This window comes from Streptomyces sp. NPDC052496 (assembly GCF_040679095.1).
Taxonomy (GTDB): domain Bacteria; phylum Actinomycetota; class Actinomycetes; order Streptomycetales; family Streptomycetaceae; genus Streptomyces.
The window spans coordinates 296,020-311,691 of sequence record NZ_JBFAUH010000006.1 but is presented as its reverse complement, the minus strand read 5'-3'; the positions used below and the strand labels follow the sequence as shown (position 1 = coordinate 311,691).

The window sequence follows — 15,672 nt, the reverse complement described above, 5'->3', positions numbered from 1 at the left end:
CCGCGTCCCCGCCTCCCGGTCACGTCCGCCGTACCCGGGAGGCCGGGGTCGCACCCGGGCCCAGGCCACGTCCCGTAACCCGTCATGCGCACCCCGCACCCCGCACCCCGCACCCTGCGGACCGCGCTCCGACGGCCCGCCCGCAGCAGACCCGGAGGCACGACAGCCATGGGACACCCCCGTCGCCGCCGCGGCGACCAAGGCCTCATAGCCCTGCTCACCGCCGCCGCCATGTGCACCGGCATCTGGCTGATCGGCCACGGCGCCCGGGCCCAGGCGCCGCCGCAGCCCTCCGCCGACCAGGGGTTCGCCGCCGGCGCACACGGCGGCCGCCCGTCCGCGGCCCCCACCCCGCCGCCCCCGCCGATGCCGGCCTCCCGGCCCCTGCGGGTCCGTATCCCGTCGGTCGGCGTGGACGCGCCGCTGATGCGCCTCGGTCTCGACGAGAGCGGCGGCCTGGCGACCCCGCCGCAGGAGGACAAGAACCTCGCCGGCTGGTACGAGGACGGCAACACCCCCGGCACCACCGGCACTTCACTGGTGGCGGGCCACGTAGACAACCGTTCCGGGCCCGCGGTCTTCTACAACCTCGGCTCCCTGAAGAAGAACCACCAGGTCGAGATCGTCCGCGCGGACGGCCGCACCGCGGTCTTCTCCGTCGACGCCGTCGAGGTCTACGACGGCGCCGACTTCCCGGACAAGAAGGTCTACGAACCGGCCTCCCGCCCCGAACTGCGGCTGATCACCTGCGGCGGTGGCTTCAACAAGGCCCGGCAGGAGTACCTGGGCAACGTGGTGGTCTTCGCCCACCTGACCGGCACGAAGCGGGAACCGGCCCCGCACCGCAGCGCCGGCTGACGCACCCGGCGGACGCCCTGCGCGACCTCCGCCCCGCGCGTCCCCCGGGCCGTCCCCCCCCTCAGCCCGGAACGCGGTTGCCGCGCCCGTTGAGCGCCATCCGGTTCCAGGTGTGCCGCCGGCCGCGGACCGCAACGGAGTAGGCGTAGAGCACCTCCGGATCACACATGCCCGGCAGGAACGCGTCCCCGAAGTGGTGCGCGTCCACCCCGATCTCCTTCGCCGTCACAGCCAGTTGGGGGACGACGTCGGCGTGCGCGCCCTCCTGGCTCGTACCGATCGCGCCCATCACCACCGCCCCCGCGTCCTGGACAGCGGCGACCGCCTCGGCGGCCCGCTCCTTGGTCAGACCGGGCATGGTGCCGGGCAACGGCAGCACGATGCCGTCGGCGCCCGCGTCCACCAGCGCGGTCAGCCGCTCGGCGGTGATCCGCTCGGGGTGGCCCGCGTGGTGCATCTTGCCGGACCACAGCGCCACGTCGTCGCCGAGACCGCGGCGCAGCTCGTCGGTGACGCGAGCCAGCCCGTCGAAACTGCCGCCGGTGCCCGGATTGGCGGTCAGGCAGAGCAGTGCGGCGCCCATGTCGACCAGGCGGCGGGCCTGCTCGGGACCGGCCCGGCGGATCTCCGGCACGTCGCCCGGTTCGAGATTGACGCCGATCGGGCGGCCCACGTACGAGGCCAGGTCGGCGAAGCCGGCGAACGTCCCCAGCCCGGGCAGCCGCAGGGACTCCCCGTCCCAGGCCCGCTCGATGAGGTTGAGGATCACGATGTCCGCGCCGAAGGCGGAGACCAGCTCGATGTTGTGCACGCCCGCGCGGCCGTCGGGGTACGGGGAGAGCGCCGCGCGCTCGGCGAAGACTTCGGCGACCATCGTGCGGCCCTCGGCGGCGGCGACCGCTTCGGTCAGCTCCCGGCCCCGAAGCGACGCCAGTTCCTCCCGGTCGAGGTCGAGGATGCGCTGTGTCATGACGTTCCTTCCACAGGGGGTTCCCGAGATTCCCGAGGTTCTTCCCAAGGTCTTTCCAGGGGCAGGGGCAGGGGCAGGGGCAGGGGTTTCCCGAGGGCCTTCAGGGACGCCCCGAGGGCCTTCGGGGGGCTTTCCAGGGGACTACTACCCAGGGTCTGCCGGCGGTCGTGGGCCGCTCTCACCGTACGGTCGCCGAGGCACGCCGTACGGCCACCAGCCCGCGCCGTACGGCCGCCAGATCGCCGTTCCCCGCCAGGCCCGCGTGATAGAGCCGCAGCTCACCGGCGCCCAGGGCGGCTGCGTGCGCGGCATCGGCGGCGAGGGCGCCGGGGCGACCGCCCATGGCGGCGACGACGGTGAGGTTGGCGGCGACCACCGGGACGGACGGCGCGTCCGGGAGGGAGCCCGAGACGGAGCCCGGAAGGGAACCCGGAGGCGTGTCGAAGCCCACCCCGGCCACCGCCCGCGCCTCCACGAACGGCAGCAGCGCATCCGTACGGTCCGCGTCGTCGCCCGTGCACGGCACCACCACCCCGTCGGCGTGCGCCAGGACGTCCGCCGGGTCGACGCCCGCGTTCGCGCCGCAGCGGTGCGCGGCCGGATCGGCGTGCAGCAGTACGCGGAACCCGTCGCGCGCGGCGCCTCGTACGGCCGCGACCACCTCCCGCTGGAGCGTGCGCGCGGCATCGTCTCGCCAGCGCCGTACGAGCACCGACAGTTCGCCGCCCAGCATCTCCTCCACACCGCGCCACTCCCCCGCCCGGCCCCCGCCCGTCTCCCCCTTGCCCCTGCCCTCGGCGCCCGCCCACACCGGCTCCAGCGCCCGTACCACCGCGCCCCGCACCTCCTCCGCCCGCACGCCCAGCCCCGTATATCCCGCCTCGCAGACCTCGCAGAAGCACAGCGACATCAGGTACTGGGCGGCGCCGGAGAGCGGGACGCCGCCGATTTTGTCGTGCGCGTGCGGGTGCGCCAGTCCGTACCAGCCGCAGGACTCCAGCTCGGTGCCGCGCGCGCCGGGCCGTGCCGCCGCCTCCGCGGCCAGGTCGCGCAGGTAGGCGCGTACCTCGGGCCGGGCGATGCAGGGCGCCCACGGGTAGCGGTCGCCGTAGGCGTTGCGTACGGCGATGGCGGGGTGCTCGGTGCCCAGGCGGGTGTTGTGGGCCAGTACGACCCAGCTGTGCACCTCCAGGCCCGCGTCCGCCAGCGTCCGCGCCGCCACGTCGAAAGGGTCCGGGTCCGCCACCCAGTCCTGCGGGTACGGGCGCAGGGCGCGGCCCGCCCAGCGTTCGGCGTCCGGCGGGTACAGGACGGCCGCGTGCCGGGCGGTGACGACTCGGTGGCGGGGGTGACGTGGGGTCAGCGCGCGGGTGGAGTGGTACGCGGCGGCCAGGGTGACCTGCTGGGCGCCGAGGTCCGCGACGCGGCGCGCGGCGGCCGGGTCGCCGGCCACGTCCCACGGATACAGGAACGCGGCAGCGCGCATCAGCGGCCGCCCGCCGGCGCGCCGACCAGCGCCAGGCCCTGTTCGATCAGCGCGGCCAGCGCCTTGACGTGTTCGGGGGCCGGTTCGCTCAGCGGCGGCCGTACCGGGCCCACGTCCGTCCCGCGCAGCCGTACCCCCGCCTTGACCAGCGAGACCGCGTAGCCACGCCCTTGGTTGCGCAGCTCGACCAGCGGCCGGTAGAAGCCGTCCAGCAACCGGGTGACCATCTCGTCGTCGCCGTCGGCGAGCGCCCGGTGGAAGGCGGTGGCGATCTCCGGGGCGAAGGCGAAGACGGCCGACGAGTACCGGCGGACGCCGAGCCCGCGGTAGGCGAGGGCGGTCAGCTCAGCGGTCGGCAGCCCATTGAAGTACAGAAACTCCTGCTGCTGTCTCCACTCCTGACCCTGTCTCCGCTCCTGACGCTCCCCCCGCACCTTTCCCCGTGCCTTCTCCCGTACCTCCCCCCTCCCCTCACTCCGCACCGCGCTGATCATCCGTTGCAGCAGATCGAGATCGCCGAGACCGTCCTTGAGGCCGATGATGCCGGGGGTGCGCGCGAGGGCGACGACGGTGTCCGGGGTGAAGACGGCGTTGTCGCGCTGGTAGACGATGACGGGCAGGGCGGTGGCCGCGGCGACGTCCGTGTAGTGGCGCAGCAGGCCCGCCTGGTCGGCGGTGACGAGGTACGGCGGCATGGCCAGCAGCCCGACGGCGCCCGCCTCCTCGGCGAGCCGGGCGTAACGCACGGCGAGCGCGGTCCCGTACCCGGCGCCGGCCAGGACCGGAACCCGCCCGGCCGCTTCCTGGACGGCGGCGGTCACGCAGTCCCGGAACTCCTCCGGGGTCAGCGCGTGGAACTCGCCCGTACCGCAGCAGGCGAAGACGGCGGCCGCGCCGGCGTCGAGGCCCGCGCGTACGTGGGCGCGGAAGGCGGCCGGGTCCAGGGTGCCGTCGGGGCCGTACGCCGTCACGGGGAAGAACAGCAGTCCGTCGAGGCGTTCGGCGAGCGGCGGGGCTGAGGTCACGGGCTCTCCCTGACATGCTCGTACGGGACGCGCGCACCTCTCCATGACGTCCTCGCGCGTGCACGTCGCTGACTGTTGTACACATCCCTGAACCCGCTCACGCTAGGGCAGCACTCCCGGGCCGGTCAAGGACCCCACCCACCCGTCCGGAACCCTAAGTTTCCCCGGCACAACCGGATTTGAGCGATCCGTCAGCCACCTTGACCCCGTCCGGCACACCTTCCTACCGTGACCCCGGTCGTCCACCCATCTGAACACGATCCGCCGATGCGGCCGTACGCGCCGGCGCCCGGCGCCCGGCCGGAGGAGTCCCCATGGCCCCCATGCCCGCCCCCCGCACCGTCCTGCTCACCGGCGCCGCCGGCGGCCTCGGCACCCTGATGCGCGACCTGCTGCCCCCGTACGGCTACCGCCTCCGCCTCCTCGACCAGCGGCCCGTCGACGACGCGCCGGACGCCGTCACCGCCGACCTGGCCGACAAGGAAGGCCTCCGCGAGGCGGTGCGCGGCGTCGACGCGATCGTCCACCTCGCCGGGATCTCTCTCGAAGCCCCCTTCGAGAAGATCCTGCGCGCCAACATCGAGGGCACCTACAACCTCTACGAAGCGGCACGCGAGGAAGGCGTCCGCCGCGTCGTCTTCGCCTCCTCCAACCACGCCGTCGGCTTCACCCCGCGTCCCGCCGACGGCTCCGGCGCGATCCCGGTGGACACCCCGCGCCGCCCCGACACGTACTACGGCCTCTCCAAGAGCTTCGGCGAAGACCTCGCCTCCCTTTACTGGGACCTGCACGGCATCGAGACGGTCTCCGTCCGCATCGGCTCCTGCTTCCCGCGCCCCACCACCGTCCGGATGCTGTCGATCTGGCTGAGCCCGGCCGACTGCGCGCGCCTGCTGCACGCCGCGCTCACCGCCGAAGGGGTCGGCCACACCGTGGTCTACGGGTCCTCCGCCAACACCCGCCTGTGGTGGGACCTGACCACGGCCCGCTCACTGGGCTACGTGCCGCAGGACGACTCCGAGCAGTACGCCGCCGAACTCGTCGCCGCGCACGGCGAACTCGACCCCGCGAATCCCGAACACGCCCACCTCGGCGGCTCCTTCTGCGTGGATCCACCCATCTGGCCGTACTGAGCGGACGGCCATGGATCCGCCTGACCCGCCCTCCACCCGTACTGAGTGACCGTGGCCTCGGCCACGCCGGCCCGGTCGGCGCAACCCCCGCCCGCCTCCCCGCGTCCTCGTGTACGTATCAATCATTTGCGCAACTGCGCAGGAACGAGGAACGCACCATGGGTATCGTCAGCTGGCTCGTACTGGGACTGATCGCCGGCGTCATCGCCAAGGTCCTGCTGCCCGGACGGGATCCGGGCGGACTCGTCGGCACCACCCTCATCGGCATCATCGGCTCCTTCATCGGCGGCTGGCTCTCCACGAAGATCCTGGACAAGCCGATCCCGAAGGACTTCTACGACCCGTCGATGTGGATAGCCGCCATCGCCGGCTCCCTGGTCCTGCTGATCGCCTACCGTCTGCTCTTCGGCAACAGCCGCGACCGCCGCTGACCCTGCCGGCGCCGGTGCCCCGTCCGGCCCTCGGTAATGGAACCGCAAAGGAAGGCCACTCGTTATCCCCGGCATGACCGCTATGACTCCTGGCTCGAACCTCCCGCTCACCGCCTCGCGGGTGGCGGTGGACGTCACCGCGCCCGTGCGGCTCGATGTGTCGGGCCTGCTGCTCACCGCCGACGGCAAGGTGCGTTCCGACGACGACTTCGTGTTCTACAACCAGCCGGCCGGCCCGGGCGTGACCCACACGTCCGGCGCGTCCGGCGCGGGCGACACGATCACGGTGGACACCGCCGCGGTGCCCGCCGGCATCGAGAAGATCGTCGTCACCGCCAGCCTGGACGCGCCCGGCGCCACCTTCGCCGGCACCGAACCGACCGGCACGGTCCGCAACGCCGACGACGGCAGCGTCATCGCCTCCTTCACCCCGCCGCAGCTCGGCCCCGAGACGGCCCTCGTGGTCGTCGAGATCTACCGCCGCAACGGCGCCTGGAAGGTCCGCGCGGTCGGCCAGGGCTACGCGAACGGCCTGGCCGGCATCGCCACGGACTTCGGCGTCACCGTCGAGGAACCCGCCGCCCCGGCCGCCCCGACCGCACAGACTCCCGCCGCACCTCCGGCCGCCCCGTCTCCGGCGCCGCAGGCACCTTCCGCTCCGCCTGCCGCTCCGCCCGCCGCCCAGTGGGGCCCGCCCACCGGCGCCCCCGCCCCCATGGCCCCGCCGCCCACGACAGCCGCTCCCGCCCCGGCCCCCGCGCCCGGCACCGGCAAGATCAACCTCGACAAGGGCCGCGTCAACCTCCAGAAGAACCAGACCGTCTCCCTGGTCAAGGGCGGTCAGCCGCTCCTGTCCTCGGTGCGCATGGGCCTCGGCTGGGAGCCCGCCTACCGCGGCAAGGACATCGACCTGGACGCGTCCGTGATCGCCTACGGCCCGGACCGCAAAAAGGTCGACAACTGCTTCTTCGGCAAGCTCCAGATCCTCAACGGCGCCATCCAGCACTCCGGCGACAACCTCACCGGCGAGGGCGCGGGCGACGACGAGGCCATCACCGTCCACCTCGGCGGCATCCCCCCGCAGGTCACCGGCCTGGTCTTCACGGTGAACTCCTTCTCCGGCCAGAAATTCTCCGACGTCGCCAAGGCCTACTGCCGCCTGGTCGACGCCCAGACCGGCGAAGAACTGGTCCGCTTCGACCTCACCCACTCCGAACCACGCACCGGCGTCATGATGGCCAAACTCATCCGCCAGTTCTCCGGCGAATGGGAAATGACCGCCATGGGCGAATTCGTCGACTCCCGCACGGTCCGGGGGATGGTCAAGCCGGGGGGTGCGGCGCTGTAGGAACTGGCTGGCCGGCACCGTCACACGGGCTGGCGGGGCACAGCTGGGCGGGCCCCGCCCCGAAGGCGCCTGCCTCTCGCCCTCCGCTCCGCCGCCACCGGCCAAGTGCCGTCTTCCGGCAGTTTCTTGCAGTTCGTAGCAGCGGAGCATAAGCCTGATTTCCCAGTTTTCCCCACTCCCCGTCCGCGTCGCCCGGCATGATCAAGCCGGGTGACGCGGCGTTCCGTTGCCTGAAGACGGTACTGCGGACCGGTTGCCGCCCCTGCGCCGTCTCTCCCGCTTCTCCGCACACCCGGCACACCGCCCGACATCGGTCCCGCCCCCACTGGCCGCGTGCACCGTACCGATCACAGTCACGCCCCGTACCGTGCCGCAGTCCGCGCAGCCGATCACTGTACGTCCCCCACCGCGATGACCGCCGCCCGCAGCGTCACCGGGTTCGTCACCAACGCACCGGCATCCGGCCGCACCCGCCACCGCAGCCGCTCGTTACGCATCTCCAACCCCGGCACGTACAGGGCCGCCCCCATGCTCGCGTCCTCCCACAGCGGAAGCCGCATCCCACCGGCCGTCCAGGCCGGCACCATCCAGCACATCCCGGCGGCGGGCCGACGGTCTTCGATCACAGCCCCGGACCGCGCCCCCAACTCCCCAAGCACCTCCTCTCCTACAGGCAACGCCAGCCACACCACATCCACGCCGAGCCCCGCCACGTCACGCACGACGCGCAGGCCGGCTCCGCGTGGGATCCAGGCGGGCAGGGTGCCGGGCGGCAGGCAGGCAGTACCCACCGGTGGACGTTGGCCAACTGCGCCGGTCAACGCATCGGGCATGATCATCACGAGCTCCTGTCGTTCGGACAAGGAGATGCTGACCTGCCGCGGACGGCACAAGTACCCCTGCACGGGGTAGCCCGGTCACTCGCCCGCGCGGCACCATTCCGCGAATTTCGACAGGCTCTCAGCGTCACCACGCTTCAACCTGCGCAGTGTCGCAGCGTCCTCACGTACCCACTTGTGTTCACGGGTGTGCTGGGGAGCGATGTGCCGTGCGGTCTGCAAAGAGACAAAAGCCTGTTCCGACCGACCCGACCAGAGTTGCGCACGCGCCAGCTCGATGTAGAAACCCGATCGGCGTTCCGCAGCAAGGCCAGCTGGCGGAACCCAGGCACCGACTGTGTCGAGGACGCGCCGCACGAGAGCGCCCCCCAAGCTGACAGCGACGGACAGTTCGTGGATGCGTACGGTGTCCGGGCCGAACTCGGTCCCTTGATAGACGGCTTCCGGGACATGTGCGGCGAGAGAACGAGCGTCGGAGAGATGAGCAGCGGCAACGTGCGCATCTCCGGCACGACCGGCCATGACAGCGGCCCGCATATGCAGAGCTCCACGTGTCGCAACGGCTGCCGGGCCGGCCGAATGGCGCGAGGCCGCCGCACCCAACGCGCGTTCCAAGGCACGCAGGCCGGCCGCATGGGCTTCGGCGGCGAAATACGTCTCGGCCCGTGTATAGGCAACCGCGGCTTCGAGCAGCGGATTCTCCGCCTGCGGCGCGGCCCACCTCATGAGGTCGACCAAGCGGGCGGACAGGTCATAGGCGCCGCACTTGAACGCCATCGCGTCGGCAGCCCGGTATGCAGCGACAAGCAACTCGGCGATCTCGGTGCGGTACCTTACGGGCGTGCTGTGGAAGGCACGACCAAGTTCGACGAAAAGCTCCGGCGCACGACATGCGATACGAACGTATTGTGCTGCGAGTCGCCAGGTGACGGTTTCGGCCACCTCCTTCCGGAGTTCGCTCAATGGACGCGTGGGGCCATCCCCAGGCATGTCATAGGTGGCGAGAGCTGCGGACAGCTTGGGCATGGCCCGGTGCACTCGGTCATCAGCGCGGTCAGGTCGGGGCAGCAGGCGAGCGATGTCAATCCCGAGAGCTGCGGCGATGGAGTCCAGGACTGCCTCGCCGACACCTCGCTCCCCTAACTCGATCTTTCGCACGGTTCCTAGGGCGACACCTGCCGCAGAAGCGAGTTCCTGCTGCGTGAGGCGGGCCAGCCGACGCTGATACGCGATCCGCTTTCCCGTACCGGCCGAGGCATCAGCACACATGTGGCACTCCGTTCGGGCTGCAATACACACTGTAACGCGATTGGTGTACCGCGGCTCGAGTGCCTTCTTCCAAAAGCCACCCACAAGCAGGCCCTTGTCGGGCCATCAGCCCGCCACAATGCCCAGCAACTCCTCCAAGCCGTTGACACGCCAGTCAGCCAGATCGGCTTCCGGACTCGAACCCCACAAGAACCCGTACGGGCCGCGGCGTATGTGTGCAGTCCGCAGGCCGGCCGCGCGGGCGGGGACGATGTCATTGGCGGGGTGATCGCCGACGTACAGGATGCGCTCCGGGGCAGTACCGGCGAAAGCGATGACCTTCTCGAAGAATTCGGGCCGAGGCTTGGCGACTCCCCACTCACCTGATGTCGCAATGGCGTCGGCAGGCAGGTCCAAGCCGCGGAGCAGCGCGCCGGCACGGGAAGTCTGATTTCCTGCGATCAGGACCCTGACTCCGGCCGCGCGCAGCGCTGCCAATGCGGGCCGCGCATCCGGATACAAGTCCGCCTCACCAAGGCACTCGCCCTGCCCAGCCGCTTCGCGTGCACGGTACTCTGCGGCGAGATCCGTGCCGGGCCGCAGCAGACGAACGGCATCCGCATTGTCGCGCCCTTGGGCGACCACTGCCCCTACCAAGGCGGAGAGCGTATGCCGGGGGACGCTCAGCCAGTCTGCCCAGCTGTGCCAGTACCGGTCATCACAGACCAGTGTCTCCCCCACGTCGAACACCACCGCTTCGATCACACACGCACCCTAGAGGCAGTTGAGTCTGCCGGACCCCTGCGTTCGCGGCTGCACGGTGAGGAGCGATCCACACGCCGTTGGCCACCGCCGCCTCGCATCGGCGACGGCCGTGACTCCGCACGCCGTCCGGTTGGCCGCGCAACCCGTCGCCCGCCGCCGCGATCGTCGCGCCGATGACACGGCGGTCGGTGCAGGTACTGCCCCATGCCTTACTTGGTCTGCATGATCTGGATCAGATTGCCGCAGGTGTCGTCCAGAACAGCGGTGGTGACGTCGCCCATTTCCAGCGGCTCCTGGGTGAAGAGCACCCCGAGCCCGCGCAGCCGTTCGAACTCGGCCCGGACGTCGTCCACGGCGAACGAGGTGGCCGGGATGCCGTCCTGGACCAGCGCCGTCTTGTACGGCTGCACCGCGGGGTGGCCGGAGGGTTCCAGCAGCAGTTCGGTCCCGTCGGGGTCCTCCGGCGAGACCACGGTCAGCCATCGGGCCTCTCCGCCCAGCGGGACGTCGTGCTTCTTCACGAAGCCCAGCACATCGGTGTAGAAGCGCAGAGCCTTTTCCTGGTCGTCGACGAAGACGCTGGTCACGTAGATCTTCATGGGGTGTTCTCCGGTGGGTCGGGCCTGCGCCATCGGGTCACGAGGCGCTTCAGGGGCTCGGTGTTCAGATCGTGGAACTTGTAGCGGCCCTGACGCCGTGAAACGACCAGACGCATAGGCAAGTCGAAACTTGCCTATCAAGGCAGGGAGCCGGGGCTGACGGAGAAGGGAAAGCGTACCCGGCGCCGCTAGCCCCCCAGCCCCACCACCCTCGCCAGCCGCTCATACGACTCCAGCAACGCCGCCCGGTCGTACGTGCTGGTGGTCACCAGGAATTCGTCGGCGGCCGTCTGTGTCAGGAGTTCGTCCAGTTCGGCGGCCACCTGGGACTCCGTGCCGTGGATGTGGCCGGTGAGGGCGGCGGTGTAGAAGTCGCGTTGTTTCGGGGGCATGGCCGGTTCGCGGGCGGCTATCGTCTCGGCCGGTTCGAGGGGCGGGAAGATACCGTGGGTGCGGGAGTAGGCCATCGACCAGGCTTCGGGGAGCAGGAGGCGGCGGGCCGCTTCGGGGGTTTCGGCCACGGCCACGGTGCCGGAGACGATGACGTACGGGTGGGGCCACAGGGGTGAGGGCTCGAAGGCGGCGCGGTACCGGTCGACGGCGGCCTGCATCGCGTCGCGGCCGCGCAGGTCGCCGATGACCAGGGCCAGGCCCGCGCGGGCGGCGATGTCCGCGCCCGCGCCGGTGGCCAGGACGAACGCGGGGACGCGCAGGCCCTCCGCCGGGCGGGCGTGCACCTGGGGGTGGGGGCGCGGTCCGTCGGTGAAGTACGCGGTGAGTTCGGACAGTTGGGCGGCGAAGGAGTCGGCGGCTTCCTTGTCGGTGCCGAGGGCGCGGCGGATGCCGTCGGTGAAGCCGACGGACCGGCCGAGGCCCATGTCGATGCGGCCGGGGAAGAGGGATTCCAGGACGCCGAACTGTTCGGCGACCACCAGCGGGCGGTGGTTGGGCAGCATGACACCGCCCGTGCCGACCCGGATGCGGGACGTCGCGGAGGCGACCGCGGCGGCCAGGACGGTCGGGGCGGAGCCCGCGACGCCGGGCACGCTGTGGTGTTCGGAGACCCAGAAGCGGTGGTAGCCGAGCGCTTCGGCGTGCCGGGCGAGGTCGATCGTTTCGCGGAGCGCCTCGGCTTCCGGGCGGCCCTGGCGGGTCCGGGAGCGGTCGAGGAGGGAGAACGGGGTGCGGAGGCGGGGAGCCTCGCGGTCGGTCGGGTGGCCCCCTGTCCCGGCCGGCTCGCCGGGTGTCTGGTTCGTCGTACCGCTCCGCGTGCTCACACCTGGTGCAACGTGCACGGAACCGGCCGTGATTCCCCGCCGCGGGGCCGGGCACGGCCCGCCCGGCCGTCACCCCTGCCGCCGCCAAGGGCCCCGGATCGCCAGCATGATCCCCGGGTCCTGGATGTTGGCGAACAGCGTGCGGCCGTCCGGCGAGAAGACCGGGCCGGTGAATTCGCTGTACGCGGGTGCGTCGGCGGTGCCGATGTCGAGGTCGTTGCGGGCGATCGGGTACGTGCGGCCGTCGTCCGTGGCGCCGAAGAGGTGCTGGACGCCTTCGCCGTCCTCGGCGATGATCAGGCCGCCGTACGGGGAGACGGTGATGTTGTCGGGGCCGTCGAGGGCGCCGTCCTGGTCCGGGGCGGGGTTGACGCCGAGCAGGACCTTCAGGGTCAGGGTGCGGCGGCGCGGGTCGTAGAACCAGACCTGGCCGTCGTGGTGGACGGGGCTCTCCTCGCGGGCGTACGAGGAGACGATGTACGCGCCGCCGTCGGCCCACCACATGCCTTCCAGCTTGCGGGCGCGGGTGATCATGCCGTCGGTGAACTGCTTGCGTACGGGGGTGCGGCGCGCGTCGCGCTCGGGCACCTCGATCCAGTCGACGCCGTAGACCGTGCCGGTCCTGGTGGCGCGGGAGAGGTCGTCGACGAAGCGGCCGCCGGAGTCGTAGCAGCGCGGCGCGGCCAGTACGCCCGCGTCGTCGGCGAGCGTACGCAACCGGCCGCGGCCGTGCCGGAAGCCGGGCGGCGGGGTCCAGCGGTAGAGGAGGCCGTTGGGGCGGTCGGCGTCCTCGGTGAGGTAGAGGTGGCCGCGCCGGGGATCGACGACGACGGCTTCGTGGGCGTAGCGGCCGAGGGCCTTGACGGGGCGCGGATCACGGGCGGCGCGGGGGTCGTACGGGTCGACTTCGAAGACGTACCCGTGGTCCTTGGTCATGCCGTTCTGACCGGCCTTGTCCTCGGTCTCCTCGCAGGTCAGCCAGGTGCCCCAGGGGGTGCGGCCGCCGGCGCAGTTGGTGGACGTACCGGCGATGCCGACCCACTCGGCGACGTGCCGGCCGTCCCGGGAGACCTCGACGACGGTGCAGCCGCCGGCTGCCGCCGGGTCGTAGACCAGCCCTTCGGCGAGCGGCACGGGGTGCGGCCACTTCGCGCGCGGCCCCTTCAGCTCGTGGTTGTTGACGAGCAGGGTGGCGCCGCGCGGGCCTTCGAAGGTGGCGGTGCCGTCGTGGTGGGAGGGGGTGGGCTCGCCGCTCTCCAGCTCGGTGACGCCGGCCCGGGTGATGATCCGGTACGAGAATCCGGCGGGCAGGGCGAGGATGCCGGCCGGGTCGTCGATGAGCGGACCGTAACCGGGCTCGCGCCCCCGTGCGCCGGCGCCCGTTGCGGGGGCACCGGCTTGCGGAAGCCGCTGTCCGGGGTTCTCCTGCCCGATGGCGCCGGGCGCGGTGGCCAGGACGCCCACGCTGCCGGTCAGTGCGACCCCGGCACCGGCGACGGCGGAGCGCTTGGCGAAGTCTCTGCGGCTGAGCGGCATGTCATCTCCTGGGCGGGACCGGTGCGGGAGTGCTGTGCGCTGTGCGGCACACCCTCGCGCGCCACGGCGAACTGCGGTTGAACCCGGTACGACGCCGCGATGTCCGCGAAGCGAGCCCCTCCACCGCGGAAAACCATGGCAAACAAGGTCATCAGCGGCATCCGCGCAGCAAGCGCAAGATTTATCGCGTACCTCCTTGACCGCCGACCGGCCCGGCAATAGACAGTCCCTACCTGCATCACCCGTAGGGAGAGCGGAGCGCCCGCAGAGTCGTACGGAGCTGCCCGGGGAGCTGTTCCGTGCCGGGTTCCCGTCCTCCCCTGAGAGCCCCCGCCGCCGTGGGCGGCCCGGGCTCGTGAAGCGAACGCGGTCCCGCCCCGCAGCCGTCACCGTCCGTGCGCCGGAGCGCTCGGCGCTCGTACGGCCCGGACGCACGGCTGAGAGCCGCGCGGGACGCCCACCGGGGAAGAGGTGGTCTGGTGTGAACCAGCCCGAGATGATGCGCGGACCCACCGGAGGTCAGGTCAGCGACACCTCCCGCCAACAGGCACTTTCCGACTTCATGCACCCGCAGAACCCGACCGCGAACGTCGTCGGCTTCGGGCACGGCGTGAAGTGGACCAACGGCGAGCCCACCGGCGAGGAAGCCGTCCTGGTCTTCGTCACGCAGAAGGTCCCGGAGTCGATGCTGCCCGAACGGGACGTGATCCCCCGGGAGATGGACGACGGCACCCCGACCGACGTCCTGGCCGTCGGCCACATCTCCGCGCAGGCCCAGCAGCGTGTACCGGGCGGCCAGAGCCGCTCGATGCCGCAGGAGCGGAGCCTCGGGAGCAACGGCGAGCGGATGAGCGCGCTCGCCCAGCCACTGCTCGAAGAGCTGAGCCAGCTCGGCAGCGCCCTGGAGCCGCAGCTCCTCAAGCGCCGTATGCGCCCCTGCCCGGCCGGCTTCTCGGTCGGCAACGTACAGGTCACCGCGGGCACGCTGGGCAGCGTGGTGTACGACTTCCTGCCCGGGGCCCAGACCAACCCGCCGGCGCCCGGCCTCGGCGTACCCGGCAAGTTCTACATCCTGAGCAACAACCACGTCCTGGCGGACTCCAACCGGGCGCCGCTGGGCAGCTCCGTACTCCAGCCGGGCAAGTTCGACGGCGGTACGGACCCCGCGGACCGGATCGGCACGCTGGACCGCTTCATCTCGATCCAGTTCGCCCCGCAGATCCCGCTGACGCAGCACAACAACGTGGTGGACGCGGCGCTCGCGAAGATCGAGTTCGAGGACGCCACCCGGCAGCAGTACTTCAGCGGCGCGCCGCGCGCATGGCGCCGCAAGTCGGCGGTGGCGGTGGGTGACCTGGTCAAGAAGACCGGCCGGACCACCAACATCAGCTTCGGGCGGATCGTCTCCACCGACGCCACGGTCGACGTCAATTACGGCACGGCCGGCACGGCGCGCTTCAAGGACCAGATCATGACCACGAACATCTCGGCGGGCGGCGACTCCGGTTCGCTGGTCACCTCGCTCGACAACGTCGCGGTCGGTCTGCTCTTCGCGGGCTCGTCGACGGTCACCATCGTCAACCACATCGAGACCGTCCGCACGCTGCTGCGCGTCGAGGTCGCCGAGCAGCTGGCCTGACCCACCGAGCCCGAGGGAGAGCCATGACAAGCGCAGCGAAGAAGAAGGGGCCGGGCCACGAGCACCAGTTCGTCAACGCCCAGGGCTCCGAGGTCAAGACCCGCGACGAGGCGTTCGCCGTACAGCGTGACGTCTCCGCCGAAGCCCTCCAGGTCACCCAGAAGATGGCGCTGCACAACCAGGCGCTCACCTTCGACATGGAGGTCAGCTACAACCCGAACACCAACGTCGTCACGGGCGGCCGGATCACCACCGGCATCTGCGGCGCTCCGTGGGACATCACCGGCGGCTCGATCGGCAGCTCGCTGCGGATCGACGCCAAGCGGCCGGGCACCGGCGGCAACTGCGCCGCGACGATCACCATCATCGGCCAGTTCCAGGTCCCGCTGTCCTACCGCGGCACCTACGGGTTCAACGGCCAGTCCACCTCGTTCAACCACACGACGCAGCTCGTGTGCTGATCATGTGCTGACGGCGCACCTCCGCCGGAAAGGCCGGCGGGCGGCGGGAGCACCGAG

Annotated in this window: 15 protein-coding genes and 1 pseudogene; 6 read left to right on the top strand and 10 right to left on the bottom strand. The window is 71.5% G+C overall.

The annotated features are described in order from the left end of the window. Window positions 1-168 precede the first annotated feature (168 nt). Window positions 169-858 (top strand): class F sortase, encoded by a 690-nt coding sequence (locus tag AB0L45_RS11590; RefSeq protein WP_365838518.1) that lies wholly within the window; start codon window positions 169-171, stop codon window positions 856-858. 61 nt (window positions 859-919) lie between these two features. On the opposite strand, the gene AB0L45_RS11585 is transcribed toward AB0L45_RS11590, so the two are convergent. The 3 genes from AB0L45_RS11585 to AB0L45_RS11575 all read right to left on the bottom strand — a co-directional run bounded on the left by AB0L45_RS11585 (window position 920) and on the right by AB0L45_RS11575 (window position 4,339). Further along, complete coding sequence (locus AB0L45_RS11585) at window positions 920-1,828, bottom strand: hypothetical protein (RefSeq protein ID WP_365838516.1); 909 nt, start codon at window positions 1,826-1,828, stop codon at window positions 920-922. 178 nt (window positions 1,829-2,006) lie between these two features. Then, entirely contained in the window at window positions 2,007-3,314 is a 1,308-nt protein-coding gene (locus AB0L45_RS11580) for a hypothetical protein (protein ID WP_365838514.1), read from the bottom strand. Next, the gene (locus tag AB0L45_RS11575; protein WP_365838512.1) at window positions 3,314-4,339 is read right to left on the bottom strand and encodes a 5-dehydro-4-deoxyglucarate dehydratase; all 1,026 of its coding nucleotides are present in this window, start codon (window positions 4,337-4,339) and stop codon (window positions 3,314-3,316) included. The genes AB0L45_RS11580 and AB0L45_RS11575 overlap by 1 nt, the downstream gene beginning before the upstream one ends. Before the next feature lie 323 nt (window positions 4,340-4,662). Here AB0L45_RS11575 and AB0L45_RS11570 point away from each other — a divergent pair, with 323 nt between their 5' ends. The 3 genes from AB0L45_RS11570 to AB0L45_RS11560 all read left to right on the top strand — a co-directional run bounded on the left by AB0L45_RS11570 (window position 4,663) and on the right by AB0L45_RS11560 (window position 7,251). Then, window positions 4,663-5,472, top strand: coding sequence for an NAD(P)-dependent oxidoreductase (locus tag AB0L45_RS11570; protein ID WP_365838593.1), 810 nt, complete (start codon window positions 4,663-4,665; stop codon window positions 5,470-5,472). Window positions 5,473-5,630: 158 nt separating this feature from the next. After that, entirely contained in the window at window positions 5,631-5,903 is a 273-nt protein-coding gene (locus AB0L45_RS11565) for a GlsB/YeaQ/YmgE family stress response membrane protein (RefSeq protein WP_365838510.1), read from the top strand. A gap of 82 nt (window positions 5,904-5,985) precedes the next feature. Beyond that, on the top strand, window positions 5,986-7,251 hold the full coding sequence (locus tag AB0L45_RS11560; protein ID WP_365838591.1) for a TerD family protein: 1,266 nt from the start codon (window positions 5,986-5,988) through the stop codon (window positions 7,249-7,251). 389 nt (window positions 7,252-7,640) lie between these two features. Here AB0L45_RS11560 and AB0L45_RS11555 read toward each other — a convergent pair whose 3' ends face one another. The 7 genes and pseudogenes from AB0L45_RS11555 to AB0L45_RS11525 all read right to left on the bottom strand — a co-directional run bounded on the left by AB0L45_RS11555 (window position 7,641) and on the right by AB0L45_RS11525 (window position 13,515). After that, window positions 7,641-8,090 (bottom strand): hypothetical protein, encoded by a 450-nt coding sequence (locus AB0L45_RS11555; RefSeq protein ID WP_365838508.1) that lies wholly within the window; start codon window positions 8,088-8,090, stop codon window positions 7,641-7,643. Between the two features lie 78 nt (window positions 8,091-8,168). Then, entirely contained in the window at window positions 8,169-9,359 is a 1,191-nt protein-coding gene (locus AB0L45_RS11550) for a helix-turn-helix transcriptional regulator (RefSeq protein WP_365838506.1), read from the bottom strand. A 105-nt stretch (window positions 9,360-9,464) separates the two neighbouring features. Continuing rightward, complete coding sequence (locus AB0L45_RS11545) at window positions 9,465-10,103, bottom strand: HAD family hydrolase (RefSeq protein WP_365838504.1); 639 nt, start codon at window positions 10,101-10,103, stop codon at window positions 9,465-9,467. 209 nt (window positions 10,104-10,312) lie between these two features. Continuing rightward, window positions 10,313-10,702, bottom strand: a complete 390-nt coding sequence (locus AB0L45_RS11540) for a VOC family protein (RefSeq protein WP_365838502.1) — start codon at window positions 10,700-10,702, stop codon at window positions 10,313-10,315. After that, window positions 10,699-10,812: pseudogene (locus AB0L45_RS11535) on the bottom strand (transcriptional regulator); the annotation flags it as partial. The pseudogene AB0L45_RS11535 and the gene AB0L45_RS11540, both read right to left, overlap by 4 nt. A gap of 78 nt (window positions 10,813-10,890) precedes the next feature. Then, a complete protein-coding gene (locus AB0L45_RS11530) occupies window positions 10,891-11,979 on the bottom strand; it encodes an LLM class flavin-dependent oxidoreductase (protein WP_365838500.1) in 1,089 nt (362 codons plus the stop codon). 69 nt (window positions 11,980-12,048) lie between these two features. Next, window positions 12,049-13,515, bottom strand: coding sequence for an alkaline phosphatase PhoX (locus tag AB0L45_RS11525; protein WP_365838498.1), 1,467 nt, complete (start codon window positions 13,513-13,515; stop codon window positions 12,049-12,051). A 481-nt stretch (window positions 13,516-13,996) separates the two neighbouring features. On the opposite strand from AB0L45_RS11525, the gene AB0L45_RS11520 reads away from it, so the two are divergent. Beyond that, window positions 13,997-15,154, top strand: a complete 1,158-nt coding sequence (locus tag AB0L45_RS11520) for a hypothetical protein (RefSeq protein WP_365838496.1) — start codon at window positions 13,997-13,999, stop codon at window positions 15,152-15,154. A gap of 23 nt (window positions 15,155-15,177) precedes the next feature. Further along, window positions 15,178-15,615: a hypothetical protein gene (locus AB0L45_RS11515; RefSeq protein WP_365838494.1), complete on the top strand. Its 438-nt coding sequence runs from the start codon at window positions 15,178-15,180 to the stop codon at window positions 15,613-15,615. The last annotated feature ends 57 nt before the right edge of the window (window positions 15,616-15,672 follow it).

Coding starts and splice junctions, on each gene's coding strand:
- AB0L45_RS11590 (WP_365838518.1), top strand. CDS start 169: ATGGGACACCCCCGTCGCCGCCGCGGCGACCAAGGCCTCATAGCCCTG.
- AB0L45_RS11585 (WP_365838516.1), bottom strand. CDS start 1,828: ATGACACAGCGCATCCTCGACCTCGACCGGGAGGAACTGGCGTCGCTT.
- AB0L45_RS11580 (WP_365838514.1), bottom strand. CDS start 3,314: ATGCGCGCTGCCGCGTTCCTGTATCCGTGGGACGTGGCCGGCGACCCG.
- AB0L45_RS11570 (WP_365838593.1), top strand. CDS start 4,663: ATGCCCGCCCCCCGCACCGTCCTGCTCACCGGCGCCGCCGGCGGCCTC.
- AB0L45_RS11565 (WP_365838510.1), top strand. CDS start 5,631: ATGGGTATCGTCAGCTGGCTCGTACTGGGACTGATCGCCGGCGTCATC.
- AB0L45_RS11560 (WP_365838591.1), top strand. CDS start 5,986: ATGACTCCTGGCTCGAACCTCCCGCTCACCGCCTCGCGGGTGGCGGTG.
- AB0L45_RS11555 (WP_365838508.1), bottom strand. CDS start 8,090: ATGATCATGCCCGATGCGTTGACCGGCGCAGTTGGCCAACGTCCACCG.
- AB0L45_RS11550 (WP_365838506.1), bottom strand. CDS start 9,359: ATGTGTGCTGATGCCTCGGCCGGTACGGGAAAGCGGATCGCGTATCAG.
- AB0L45_RS11540 (WP_365838502.1), bottom strand. CDS start 10,702: ATGAAGATCTACGTGACCAGCGTCTTCGTCGACGACCAGGAAAAGGCT.
- AB0L45_RS11525 (WP_365838498.1), bottom strand. CDS start 13,515: ATGCCGCTCAGCCGCAGAGACTTCGCCAAGCGCTCCGCCGTCGCCGGT.
- AB0L45_RS11515 (WP_365838494.1), top strand. CDS start 15,178: ATGACAAGCGCAGCGAAGAAGAAGGGGCCGGGCCACGAGCACCAGTTC.